Annotated in this window: 10 protein-coding genes; 7 read left to right on the top strand and 3 right to left on the bottom strand. The window is 43.1% G+C overall.

Going from position 1 to position 13,604, the window contains the following annotated elements; all coding sequences use genetic code 11:
* Positions 1-15: 15 nt before the first annotated feature.
* From VCA1004_RS08605 to rpoS, 3 genes are all read left to right on the top strand, one after another.
* Positions 16-642 carry a protein-L-isoaspartate(D-aspartate) O-methyltransferase gene (locus VCA1004_RS08605; RefSeq protein WP_086983094.1) on the top strand — a complete coding sequence of 209 codons (627 nt, stop codon included), beginning with the start codon at positions 16-18 and terminating at the stop codon, positions 640-642.
* Between the two features lie 20 nt (positions 643-662).
* A complete protein-coding gene (locus tag VCA1004_RS08600) occupies positions 663-1,466 on the top strand; it encodes a peptidoglycan DD-metalloendopeptidase family protein (protein ID WP_086983096.1) in 804 nt (267 codons plus the stop codon).
* 70 nt (positions 1,467-1,536) lie between these two features.
* Positions 1,537-2,508, top strand: a complete 972-nt coding sequence (gene rpoS / locus VCA1004_RS08595) for an RNA polymerase sigma factor RpoS (protein WP_086983098.1) — start codon at positions 1,537-1,539, stop codon at positions 2,506-2,508.
* A gap of 180 nt (positions 2,509-2,688) precedes the next feature.
* On the opposite strand, the gene mutS is transcribed toward rpoS, so the two are convergent.
* From mutS to VCA1004_RS08580, 3 genes are all read right to left on the bottom strand, one after another.
* On the bottom strand, positions 2,689-5,241 hold the full coding sequence (gene mutS / locus VCA1004_RS08590; RefSeq protein ID WP_086984636.1) for a DNA mismatch repair protein MutS: 2,553 nt from the start codon (positions 5,239-5,241) through the stop codon (positions 2,689-2,691).
* 185 nt (positions 5,242-5,426) lie between these two features.
* Positions 5,427-7,313: a TRAP transporter permease gene (locus tag VCA1004_RS08585; protein WP_086983100.1), complete on the bottom strand. Its 1,887-nt coding sequence runs from the start codon at positions 7,311-7,313 to the stop codon at positions 5,427-5,429.
* A 109-nt stretch (positions 7,314-7,422) separates the two neighbouring features.
* Positions 7,423-8,358: a TAXI family TRAP transporter solute-binding subunit gene (locus VCA1004_RS08580; RefSeq protein ID WP_086983102.1), complete on the bottom strand. Its 936-nt coding sequence runs from the start codon at positions 8,356-8,358 to the stop codon at positions 7,423-7,425.
* Between the two features lie 181 nt (positions 8,359-8,539).
* Here VCA1004_RS08580 and pncC point away from each other — a divergent pair, with 181 nt between their 5' ends.
* From pncC to alaS, 4 genes are all read left to right on the top strand, one after another.
* Entirely contained in the window at positions 8,540-9,040 is a 501-nt protein-coding gene (gene pncC / locus VCA1004_RS08575) for a nicotinamide-nucleotide amidase (RefSeq protein WP_086983104.1), read from the top strand.
* Positions 9,041-9,147: 107 nt separating this feature from the next.
* Positions 9,148-10,194 (top strand): recombinase RecA, encoded by a 1,047-nt coding sequence (recA, locus tag VCA1004_RS08570; protein WP_086983106.1) that lies wholly within the window; start codon positions 9,148-9,150, stop codon positions 10,192-10,194.
* Between the two features lie 100 nt (positions 10,195-10,294).
* On the top strand, positions 10,295-10,762 hold the full coding sequence (gene recX, locus VCA1004_RS08565; protein ID WP_086983108.1) for a recombination regulator RecX: 468 nt from the start codon (positions 10,295-10,297) through the stop codon (positions 10,760-10,762).
* Between the two features lie 102 nt (positions 10,763-10,864).
* Positions 10,865-13,453, top strand: a complete 2,589-nt coding sequence (gene alaS / locus VCA1004_RS08560; RefSeq protein ID WP_086983110.1) for an alanine--tRNA ligase — start codon at positions 10,865-10,867, stop codon at positions 13,451-13,453.
* The last annotated feature ends 151 nt before the right edge of the window (positions 13,454-13,604 follow it).

Raw genomic sequence — 13,604 nt, 5'->3', positions numbered from 1 at the left:
ACAACATAGGCAAGAATGAAAAATATAAAAGCAGACAAGTTGGTGTCTTTTTTACAGCAAAAAGGTATTGATGACGAGCGCTTACTGGAAGTCATGCGACTATTACCGCGCGAATATTTTGTATCGGAAGCAATGCGCCACCAAGCTTATGATAACAACGCTTTACCTATTGGAGCCGGGCAGACGATCTCGCAACCTTATATCGTTGCTAAGATGACGCAATTACTGGAACTTAAGCCGAATAGCCGAGTGTTAGAAGTAGGGACAGGCTCTGGTTACCAAACGGCGGTACTCTCTAAATTAGTGGATCACGTCTATTCGATTGAACGGATTAAATCTTTGCAATGGGATGCGAAGCGTCGGTTGAAACATTTAGATATTTATAATGTCTCAACTAAACATGGAGATGGCTGGCAAGGTTGGGCGGCGAAAGGACCGTTTGATGCCATTATTGTCACGGCAGCGGCAGCGCACTTACCTATCGCTTTAACAGAGCAGCTTGCCGAAGGTGGCGTTTTAGTTATTCCAATTGGTGAGCAACATCAAGAATTAATAAAAATACAAAAACGAAATGGAGAGTGTATTTCTACTTTGGTAGAAGACGTTCGATTTGTGCCATTAATTGCCGGTGAATTGGCCTAATTTAAAGGAAGGTATTAAGCTTGTTGTGGAAAAGAAAAATATTAATATCTTTGTTTTTAGTGGTCTTTTTATCGGGTTGCTCATTCAATCCTGAAAAAAATGACCGTGGTAGTTACAAAGGAAGCTATTACATCGTAGAAAAAGGCGACTCGGTTTATTTGATCTCTTACTTAGCGGATAAAAATGTTAACGACATTATCCGTTTTAACCGTTTACAGCCACCTTATATTATTCATCCTGGGCAAAAACTGAATTTATGGCGACCGGTGTATGTTCCTCCTGCCTTTGATGGAACAGGAGCCGGTAATAGCCATATAGCTTCGACATCTACGACTAAAGTTGCAAGCAAACAACCTTCCGCCCCTGTTGTACAACCGAAGTCAAAAGAGTATGTTGAAACTCAGAAAACACACAAAAATAATAATACTGTCACTGAATCTACATCAACTAATGCCAAGATAGGACGCTGGGTGTGGCCAACCAAAGGACGAGTGATCAGCAAGTTCTCTGTTGGTGACCAAGGAAACAAAGGGATTGATATTGCTGGGAGAAGAGGGCAAGACGTTGTATCAACGGCTGCTGGCGTCGTAGTTTATGCCGGCAATGCACTAAGAGGTTATGGCAATCTTATTATCATAAAACATAATGATGATTACCTAAGCGCTTATGCTCACAATGACAGTTTATCTGTTAAAGAAGGACAATCAGTGAAAATTGGCCAGAAAATTGCATCTATGGGAAGTACAGGGACCAATAGTGTTCGCCTGCACTTTGAAATTCGATACCAAGGAAAGTCAGTAAATCCAGAAAACTATTTGCAGTAGGAAACTTACAATAGGGACATATTAAGTTGTTATGTCTTGCTAAAACTTAATTCGCCAAGGGGAGGCGCTTATGAGTATCAGCAATGCAGTAACTAAATTGAACGACATTGACGATTCAGAATTTGATGTCGATGCAATAGACACGGAAGAAACATCGCAAAAAAATGAGGTTAAAGAAGAGTATGAAGTCTCGGCTAAAACCCTTGATGCGACTCAACTTTATCTTAGTGAAATAGGCTTCTCACCTCTTCTTACCGCAGAAGAAGAGGTCCTCTATGCACGTCGAGCATTGCGTGGTGATGCTGCAGCCCGTAAGCGTATGATCGAAAGTAATTTACGTTTAGTAGTGAAAATCTCTCGTCGCTATAATAGCCGTGGCTTAGCACTTCTTGATCTCATTGAAGAAGGTAACTTAGGCCTGATTCGAGCAGTAGAGAAGTTCGATCCTGAGCGTGGATTCCGCTTTTCTACTTATGCAACGTGGTGGATTCGTCAAACCATCGAACGCGCTTTAATGAATCAAACACGCACCATTAGGTTGCCTATCCATGTGGTGAAAGAGCTTAATATTTATTTGCGTACGGCCCGTGAGTTAGCACAAAAGCTAGATCATGAACCTACAGCAGAAGAAATTGCGTTCCAATTAGATAAGCCAGTTGAAGATGTCAGTAAGATGTTGCGTCTTAATGAGCGAGTTAGTTCTGTCGATACTCCGATTGGTGGTGATGGTGAAAAAGCCTTACTGGATATTATTCCTGATATTAATAATGCCGATCCGGAAGTTTCCACTCAAGATAATGATATTAAGTCTTCTTTAATCGATTGGTTGGATGAATTGAACCCGAAACAAAAAGAAGTGCTTGCGCGTCGCTTTGGTCTTTTAGGCTATGAACCCTCCACTTTAGAAGAAGTGGGTCGTGAAATTAATTTAACTCGTGAACGTGTGCGTCAGATCCAAGTAGAAGGTTTACGTCGTTTAAGAGAGATTTTAATGAAACAAGGGTTAAGCATGGAATCTTTATTTGATGCCGATTACGAATGATTTAAATCATCATTAACTTGCTAAAGGGAAGCTACTGGGGCTTCCCTTTTTTTGTTGGTAAAGTTCCTAAAAGGAGCATGTTCGTGGCTCGTATCTCGGGCGTTGTACGTTTCTCGAAAAAGTATTTTTCTTTTCCGAGCCACGAGCCACGAACTACGAGAAACCGCTTTTTATTCGTCTCTAAGCCATTAAGCTCTTAAGTCGGTATAAGGCATCCAATGCTTCTCTTGGGCTCATGTCATCAGGGTTTATGTTTTCCAAAGCATGTTCCACTTCGCTCAATTCAGGGATTAAACTCAGTTGTTGCTCGGTGACCACTGTTTTAGACGGTGAGGCTGGTTGTTTGGTATCGGCTTTTTGATGACCGAGCGCTTCAAGCTGTTGCAATTTGGCTTTCGCTTGTTTGATGACATTTTTGGGTACCCCCGCTAATCCTGCAACAGCTAAGCCGTAAGATTTGCTTGCCGCCCCTTCTTGTACGGCGTGCATAAAGGCGATGGTATCACCATGTTCAATGGCATCTAAATGGACATTCGCTAAATGATTAATCTGACTTGGTAGCTCTGTTAATTCGAAATAGTGGGTTGCAAATAACGTCATGGCTTTGATTTTTGTTGCTAGCCAATGTGCGCTTGCCCAAGCTAAAGATAAGCCGTCGTAAGTGCTAGTACCACGCCCAATTTCATCCATTAAAACTAAGCTATTTTGGGTGGCGTTATGAAGGATATTGGCGGTTTCCGTCATTTCGACCATGAAAGTAGAGCGGCCTGAAGCCAGATCATCTTGTGCGCCAATACGGGTAAAAATACGATCAATCGTACCCACTTTGGCAGATTCCGCAGGTACATAGCTACCAATATGTGCCAGCAAAGCGATTAACGCGGTTTGTCGCATGTAGGTCGATTTACCTCCCATATTGGGGCCGGTAATGATCAACATTTGACGCTGGGCATTCAGCTCAACTGGGTTTGCGATAAAGGGGACATCTAAAACTTGCTCAACTACAGGATGGCGACCTGCCTCAATGTGTAACTCTGGCTGCTGAGTTAAGGTAGGACGGCAATAATTGAGTGAATCAGCACGCTCGGCTAAATTTTGTAACACATCCAATTGAGACAGTGATGCAGCGAGGGTTTGCAAACTTTCCAAATGCGGCATCAGAAGATCAAATAACTCTTCCCACAGACGTTTTTCTAATGCAAGTGCCTTCGACTTTGAATTGAGCACCTTATCTTCATGCTCTTTTAATTCTGGAATGATGTAACGTTCGGCATTTTTTAGCGTTTGACGACGTACATAATGAGTCGGCACCAGATGACTTTGTCCGCGGCTGACCTGAATAAAGAAACCATGCACATTGTTATAGCCTACTTTTAAGCTGTCGATGCCATAACGTTCGCGTTCTTCCGTTTCCATTTTTTCTAAATACTCAGTGGCCCCATCTGCCAAATTGCGCAACTCATCTAATTCAGCATGATAGCCTTGAGCTAATACCCCGCCATCTCGGATCACCACGGGTGGATTGTCTTTGATGGCATGCTCTAATAGCGAACAAACCGCATCCATAGGCAAACATGCCTTAGCCAGTTTTTGTAAGTAAGCATGTTCAAAGTCACAGGTTAGAGTGTTGAGCTCGGGTAATTGCTGCATCGCATTACGCAAACGGGCAAGATCTCGTGGGCGAGCGGAACGTAGAGCTAAACGAGCCAGAATACGTTCAATATCACCGATACTTTTTAAGCTTGGATGTAGCTCAGCAAAGTAGCCATTTTCTTTCAATTCCGTAATGGCATCTAAGCGTTGATTTAAGACCTCATTGTTTCGCATTGGTTGATGTAACCAACGTTTGAACATGCGGCTGCCCATGGGCGTTGCGGTTTTATCCAATACTTCAGCAAGGGTGTTATCGCTGCCACCAGCGAGATTTTGGGTAATTTCGAGATTACGGCGTGTTGCGGCATCTAAGATCACCGAGTCATCTTGGCGGTCAAAGGTAAGTGAGCGAATGTGCGGCAGGGCTGTGCGCTGTGTGTCTTTGACATATTGGATAAGACAACCGGCAGCGCATAACCCTAGCGTGGCATTTTCAACGCCAAAACCAATGAGATCTTTGGTGCCAAATTGCATATTCAATTGTTGCTTGGCGGTTTCTAATTCAAATTCCCAGATAGGGCGACGGCGTTGACCTTGCGATTTTTCTAATAAGGTTGTGGCGGCAAAATCTTCAGGATAGAGCAGCTCTTTAGGCGAAGTGCGTTGTAATTCAGCTTGCATCGCTTCCCAAGTTTCCGGCTCACACAATTGGAAACGACCGGAAGTCATATCAAGCGTAGCATAACCAAATTGGTCGTTTTGCTGATAAATGGCCGCCACTAAGTTATCAATACGTTCAGGTAAGAGGGCTTCATCGGTTACCGTACCCGGCGTGACAATACGAACGACCTTACGCTCAACAGGGCCTTTACTGGTCGCCGGGTCACCGACTTGTTCACAAATAGCCACTGACTCACCTAATTGAACCAGCTTCGCTAAATACCCTTCTACTGCGTGAAAAGGGACACCAGCCATCGGGATAGGCTCTCCGGCTGAAGCGCCTCGTTTGGTAAGGGAAATATCTAAGAGTTGTGAAGCACGTTTGGCATCATCATAAAATAACTCATAAAAATCACCCATACGATAAAACAGTAAAATATCGGGATTTTCTGCTTTTAAACGCAAGTATTGTTGCATCATTGGGGTATGGGTTTCAGATTTAGCCACGCGGATCACCTAAGTTTTTTTAATAATTTACATCACTGGGCGACATGATATTTTTCATGACCTCAGAAAGCAATCAACAAGCGGATGATGGCAGAAAATAACCGCAAAAAATGGCTCAATTTGTTTAGAACTGAGCCAGCAAAAGGTGAAACTTTTCATCAAACTGTCGCGAGCGGGCGTTTCGCATTCAATAACATAATCAGCGCCACGAGGGCTAGACAGATCAACCGGTATATGTCATCGCTGAACAAGATACCCAATGCGAGTAGCAGCAATAATCCTCGTTCGATTAGGTTGAGTTTATGAGTTAAACGACCTTCTATTCCCCCAGCAAAAGCAAAGATCAGCCCCAGTGTAGTGAGCACTCCAATTAAGAAATGACTGAGCTCTCCATCAATCCAAATTAATCCGGAAAATGCCATCATGGCAGGAATAATGAAAAAGCCTTGCGCAAGTTTGAAAGCTTGAATGGCTGAGCGCATCGGTGAAGCTCCAGCAATCCCTGCTCCTGCAAAGGCCGCTAAAGCAATAGGTGGAGTCACATTGGAAGTCTGTGATAGCCAAAAAACGATCATGTGGGCCGTGAGTAAGCCTAAACCAAAATCATTTAAAGCTGGTACGGCCATAACCGACAACACTATATAGGCGGCGGTGACGGGTAATCCCATCCCTAGAATTACCGCAGCTATGGCTATTAAAGCCAATGCAGACCATAAATGCCCACCAGATAAAGCAATCAAAAATTGAGTAAATTGTAAACCTATGCCGGTTTGCCCGACTACACCGACGACTATTCCCGCTGTCGCGCAGGCAATCGAAATAGGAATGGCTGAAATCGCCCCTTCTTTTAACCCTTGTAAAAATACCTGAAAGCTGATGCGGCTGTGCTTTCTTAACATGGCTGCCACTAAAATGGCGGCACACCCAGCAATGCCGACTAAAACTGGTGAGTAGCTCATTAATAACAACGTAGTAATGAAGACCAAAGGAACTAAAAAGTGCCAGCCTTTTTGCATCACAACGCCAATCTTGTCGGTCACGCTCATGCCTTCAAGCCCTAATTTACAGGCCATTAAATGCACATACAGTAAAGTACAGGCAAAGTAGAGGATTGCAGGGGCTATCGACACCAGTAGAATGTCGCTATAAGGAATTCCAGTAAATTGCGCCATGACAAAAGCACCTGCTCCCATTACGGGAGGCATGATTTGCCCGCCGGTTGAAGCCGCCGCTTCTATCCCAGCAGCTTGTTCAGGTTTATAGCCAAGGCGTTTCATCATTGGAATGGTAAGGGCACCTGTGGTGACAGTATTGGCAATGGCTGAACCGGATATAGAACCTAAGGCAGCGGAAGCAAGTACACTGGCCTTAGCTGGCCCACCGCGATATTTCCCAGCAACCGCAAAGGCGGCATCGATGAAAAATTGCCCAGCACCGGTCACTTGTAAAAATGCCCCAAATAAAACAAAGATGAAGACCACACCTGCCGCAATGGCAAGAGGGGCACCGAACACACCATTAGTCGAAAAAATATGGAAACGAATGATCTCTTCTAATGAAAATCCTTTACTTGCCACACCCGCTGGTAAGGCATCACCAAAAAAAGCATAAGCTAAAAATACCGCAGCAATAAAAACCATCACAAAGCCGACAGTTCGTCGTGTAGCCTCTAATAACGCAATAATTAATATCACTCCGGCTGCTTGATCTAGTGGCTGTAAACCATCCAGTAAAAAGCTAATGTCATCATAATCGAAAATGCTGATTTGATAGGTGGCCCAGCAGGTGGCCACAATGAAGATAATGTCTACAATTCGACTCGTTACATAAAGAAAAGAATAAGGTGTATCTGGTTTTAACGCAGGGTAGAGCAAAAAAGCTAAAGTTAAAATCCAAGCTAAATGAACCGGACGAAAAACAGGGGCCGATAATGTCGGCTGTAAACCTTGCCATACTTGAAATACGGATAAGCCAATAGCAATGATAGCTGCTACCCAAACGATAGAATCCGTGACAGTTTGGTTGAGCGGTTTGGATTTTGTCATTTCAAACTCCATATGAAAAAACCAAAATACGAATAGGTGAATAAAGTGAGACTCTATAACCAGTCAGTCGACAGATACTTTGTTGCCTGACTGGTTAGGTGAAGTGGGGTTATTTTTTCATTTGCTCATCAAGGTATTTTTGAGCTCCAGGGTGTAGTGCTATACCAGATAATTTGTTCATATTCTCCAAGGTAGTAAATTTAGTTACGCCAACCACCTGACGTATTTTTCCCATATTTTCAAACGCAACTTTTGTCATCTCATAAGCTTGTTGTTCTGGCATGTTTTTATTGACTACGAGTACATTCCAGACAGCAGGGGTTGTAAATGCTGGAACGTTTTTATAGCTTTCTGCTGGAGCCTCAAGAGCTTGATATGACGGTTCAGCGGCAATGATTTTTTTCATTTCCTCATCGCTAAACGATAAAATACGAATGTTACGCGTCAGTGCTAATTCGGTAATAGCCCCAACCCCTAAACTTCCCACAATCACACCAGCATCGATTTGCCCATTCGCTAGGGCGCTGGTGGTGGCGGTATAGTTGAGTGATTGTGGTTTAATATCGCTTTCCGTCACACCTAAAGTATTAAGAATATTGATAGCACTGACTCGTGTACCTGAACCAGGGGCTCCTAGTGAAATGCGCTTGCCTTTTAGATCAGCTATAGAATGAATATCAGAATTGGCAGGAACCATAAATTGTACCGCATTGGGGTAAAGAGCAAATAAAACGGAAACATCCATTTTACGAGGGAAAGGTTTGATACCTTGGTTTGCTTGTAAAACCACATTACCTTGGGCAATACCGACTAACTGCTTACCCGTTGCGACTTTGATAGTATTTTCCACAGAAGCTGCGGTGACTTCGGCGCGCATATCAAAATCGGTAATATTTTCACTCCAAATTTTGGCTAAGATGCCTCCAAGTGGGTAGTATGTACCACTCTGGCTTCCCGTTCCTATTGTGTAACTTGCTGCAAACACTGGAATGGAAATCGCGAGTGAAAGGCTAACTAAGCTTTGCTTAACAAATTTTTTTAACATGGTCATTTCCCTATAGAACGTATTGTTTTTTGAATTTGAGCTAAAAAAGTATAGAAGGAAAGGATACTTAAACGTGGATTAAAAAACCGTGTGTGTGAGTTCGAACCATGAATTTACTTAAAAAAGTTAAGTAAGCTCACAAAAATAGAGATGCATGTACTAAAAAGAAGGGAGCACAACGATGAACTTATCTGAATTGCATATTTTAAGTAAACGAGTCGGAATCAAACTGAAACAACAATCACAAATTTTAGTGACTGCGGAATCTTGTACTGGCGGTGGGATTGCTAGTGCCATTACGGATGCAGCAGGGTGCTCGGCTTGGTTTGACCGTGCGTTCGTGACTTACAGTAATGAAGCTAAAATGGAAATGCTGGATGTCAAAGCTGAAACGCTAGAGGAGTTTGGTGCGGTCAGTGAGCAGACGGTAAATGAAATGGTGCTCGGAGCATTACAATTTTCTCGTGGCAGTTACGCGGTGGCGGTGAGCGGGATTGCTGGCCCAAGTGGTGGGACGGAAGAGAAGCCTGTAGGTACAGTGTGTTTTGGCTGGGGAAATGCGCAAGGTGTCCTTGAAACGGCAACCCACCATTTTAGTGGTAATCGTGAAGAAGTTCGTCTGCAAGCTTGCTGGCATGCCTTAGAGCATTTAGAAGATATTCTCGATCGTGAGCAAGATTAAAAAGAAAATAAAAAAATACAACACAGGTGTGGACACTGTACAAATCAACAGTATAATGAATCGTATATTAAAGAATATGTTTAACGCATCCGATAGGTGGAATTAGAATGGACGAGAACAAACAAAAGGCTCTAGCGGCGGCACTTGGCCAAATCGAAAAACAATTTGGTAAAGGCTCAATTATGAAATTGGGTGATAACCGTACGATGGATGTAGAAACGATTTCTACAGGTTCTCTTGCTTTAGATATTGCCTTGGGTGCGGGCGGCTTACCAATGGGACGTATCGTTGAAGTTTACGGCCCTGAAAGTTCGGGTAAAACCACGTTAACGTTAGAATTGATTGCCGCGGCGCAGCGTTCTGGTAAAACTTGTGCGTTCATTGATGCCGAACACGCGCTGGACCCTATCTATGCAAAAAAACTCGGTGTTAACATTGATGATTTATTGGTTTCACAGCCTGACACTGGTGAGCAAGCATTAGAAATTTGTGACGCGTTAGCTCGTTCTGGTGCGATTGATGTGTTGGTTGTCGACTCTGTGGCAGCATTAACTCCAAAAGCAGAAATTGAAGGTGAAATGGGCGATAGCCACATGGGTCTTCAAGCTCGTATGTTATCTCAAGCGATGCGTAAGCTAACCGGTAACTTAAAACAATCTAATTGTATGTGTATCTTCATCAACCAAATTCGTATGAAGATTGGTGTGATGTTTGGTAGCCCAGAAACCACAACTGGTGGTAATGCGCTAAAATTCTACGCCTCAGTTCGTCTCGATATCCGCCGTACAGGTTCAATTAAAGATGGCGACGAAGTAGTCGGTAATGAAACTCGTATTAAAGTTGTGAAAAACAAAATTGCAGCACCATTTAAACAAGCTGAGACACAGATCCTTTATGGCCAAGGCTTTAACCGTGAAGGTGAGTTAGTTGACCTAGGGGTGAAAAACAAGCTTGTAGATAAAGCCGGTGCTTGGTACAGCTATCAAGGGGACAAAATCGGTCAAGGTAAAGCAAATGCTTGTAAATACTTGAAAGAAAATGCCCATATTGCTCAAGAAATCGATAGCAAACTGCGTGAAATGCTGCTCTCTCCTGTTGTTGAAGCGGAAGAGGTCGTTGAAGCGGCTGAAATTGAATCTGGTGATGAATTTTAAGCATTATCAATAATAGAAAATAAATCAAAGCCCTGCCTAGTGTGGGGCTTTTTCATTGATGGTACTTTCATCGATGTCGTCATGAACAGAGCTGATCAAAATGCAAAGAAAGAAAACAACCTTATCGGCAAAAGAAGTCGCAGTACAATTATTGAGTCGGCGCGATCATGGTGAATTTGAGTTAAGACAAAAGCTCAAGTTAAAAGAGTTTTCCGAACAAGATATTCAGCAAGCCTTAGAATATTGTATTGGTTATGGTTGGATGGATGATGTGCGTTATGCCAAGAGTCAGATTCGTCAGCATGTGTTTAAAGGCCATGGTAAGCGTCGTATTCAGCAGGAGCTGATGCTCAAACGAGTCACTGAAGATGATATTGAGCAGGCATTCAATGAGGAGCCTCAGGATTGGTTTGAGCTGGCAAAGCAGACGGCATTTAAAAAATTTAAAGGTCAAAAAGCTCAAGATCAAAAAGCTTATGCGAAACAAATTCGCTTTTTGCAATATCGAGGTTTTGATTTTGAGCAAATTCACTATGCACTATCTAGTTTTGAATGCGATGACGAATAGCAGGTAATTCAGAGCAAGCAAGACAGTAACTTGTTTTACTAACGGCGTTTCATCCATTACAATGACGCAAAATTATACCTCAAATATTTCCGGAAGAATTGCATGTACATGAGCACAGATGAGGTACGCCGCGCGTTCCTATCGTTCTTTGAAAGCAAAGGACACCAAATTGTTAATAGTTCTTCATTAGTTCCTGCTAATGATCCCACCTTGCTATTTACTAATGCAGGGATGAACCAATTTAAAGATTGTTTCCTAGGTGCAGAAAAACGTAGCTATACACGTGCAACGACTGCTCAGCGTTGTGTTCGTGCTGGTGGTAAACACAATGACTTAGAAAATGTCGGCTTTACGGCACGTCACCACACGTTTTTTGAAATGTTAGGTAACTTTAGTTTTGGTGATTACTTTAAGCATGATGCGATTGCTTACGCATGGGAATTCTTAACAGAAGTCTTACAGCTACCGAAAGAAAAGCTTTTAGTCACAGTGTATGAAACTGATGATGAAGCGTTTGATATTTGGAATAAAGAAATTGGTATTCCAGCGGATCGCATCGTACGTATTGGCGATAAAAAAGGTGGCAAGCCTTACGAGTCAGATAACTTCTGGCAAATGGGCGATACTGGTCCTTGCGGTCCATGTACTGAAATCTTTTATGATCATGGTGAACACATTTGGGGTGGCCGCCCTGGTACTCCGGAAGAAGATGGCGACCGTTTCATCGAGATCTGGAACAACGTATTCATGCAATTTAATCGCCATGCTGATGGCACGATGGAGCCGCTTCCAAAACCATCCGTAGATACGGGGATGGGGATTGAGCGTATTTCTGCGATTATGCAAGGCGTTCACTCTAACTATGAAATTGATGTTTTCCAAACGCTCATCAAAGCCGCAGCCGAGGTCATTGGTACTGACGATCTCGATAATCAATCGTTACGAGTGGTTGCTGACCATATTCGTTCATGTGCGTTCTTGATTGTTGATGGTGTGATGCCTTCAAATGAAGGTCGTGGATACGTATTACGTCGTATTATTCGCCGTGCCGTTCGTCATGGTAATAAGCTGGGCGCTCAAGGAACCTTCTTCTATAAGCTAGTGGGTAAACTGGCTGAGGTGATGGGCTCTGCTGGTGAAGAACTGAAAAAACAGCAACCTGTGGTTGAAAAAGTGTTACGTATCGAAGAAGAGAACTTTGCACGTACACTTGACCGTGGTATGGCTATTTTAAATGAAGCCATTGATGCGTTAGCGGAAGGTGAAAAAGTACTGGATGGTGAAACTGTCTTTAAGCTTTATGATACTTATGGTTTCCCTGCTGATCTTACTAATGATGTTGCGCGTGAACGTGATGTGATCATTGATGAAGATGGCTTCGAAAAAGCAATGGAAGCACAGCGTCAACGTGCTCGTGAAGCTGGCCAATTCGGCACGGATTACAATAAAACGATTAAAACGGAAGCGGATACAGAATTCTGTGGCTATACAGGCGTAACTGGTCACAGTGTGATCACTGAAATGTTTGTTGAATCTGAGCAGACTGACAGTATCAGTGCTGGAACTGAAGCGATCATCATCTTAGATGAAACACCGTTCTATGCTGAATCAGGTGGTCAATGTGGTGATGCTGGTATCATTAAAACCGATTCTGGCGTATTTGCCGTAAGTGATACTCAAAAACTGGGTAATGCAATTGCTCATTATGGCAAGCTAATTGAAGGGGTAATGGCAAAAGGCGATAACGTCTTGGCTCAAGTTGATGCAGAACGCCGCACTGCGATCACGTTAAACCACTCCGCCACTCACTTACTACACGCAGCACTGCGTAAGGTACTGGGTGAGCATGTTACACAGAAAGGTTCTTTAGTTCGCGCTGAGAGCTTACGATTTGACTTCTCTCATTTAGAAGCTGTGACAGAGCAAGAGTTACGTGATGTCGAGCGCTTGGTTAACCAACAGATCCGTCGTAACCACCATGTTGAAACCAATATCATGGATATCGAGTCAGCCAAACAAAAAGGTGCTATGGCGCTGTTTGGTGAAAAATACGATGATCAAGTTCGAGTGCTTTCAATGGGCGATTTCTCGACTGAGTTATGTGGTGGTATTCATGCCTCAAGTACCGGTGACATTGGCTTATTTAAGATCACCTCAGAAAGTGGTATCGCTGCCGGTATTCGCCGTATTGAAGCGGTAACTGGTGAAGCAGCGTTAGATGCTATTGAAGCACAACAAACTCAATATCAACAAAAATTGCTTGAAGGACAAACAAAGGCAAAATTGTTGGAAAAAGAAATTCAGCAATTGAAAGATAAACTGGCTTCTCAAGCGGGAGCGAGTTTAATTAGCCAAGTGCAAGATATTGCAGGTATTAAAGTGCTAATCAGTCAGCTCGATGGTGCGGATAATAAAGCATTACGCGGTATGGTTGATGAGTTGAAGAATCAAATCGGTAACGGAATTATCTTACTAGGTAATGTTGCGGATGAAAAAGTCGGTTTGATTGCTGGTGTGACCAAAGATTTAACATCGCAAGTGAAAGCAGGAGAGTTAGTCAACTTTGTTGCTCAGCAAGTGGGTGGTAAAGGGGGAGGCCGTCCAGATATGGCACAAGCGGGAGGAACGGACACCGCAGCCTTACCTGCTGCACTCGATGCTGCTAAAGCTTGGATTACTGAAAAGTTATAATATTTCAGTGAAACTAAGAGGCGGCAATTATGCCGCCTTTTTTGATGAAAGATTGACATAAAAAGACACCTTTGATGGGTAGTTTAAATGTGATAGACGACCTATACTGAGCTAAATTATTGTTTAGATCATAAAAATGGTCTTTAATCGG

The sequence above is a fragment of the Vibrio aphrogenes genome, from assembly GCF_002157735.2.
GTDB lineage: Bacteria > Pseudomonadota > Gammaproteobacteria > Enterobacterales > Vibrionaceae > Vibrio > Vibrio aphrogenes.
The sequence above is the reverse complement of the archived record's forward strand: the minus strand, read 5'-3'. Positions and strand labels throughout refer to the sequence as shown.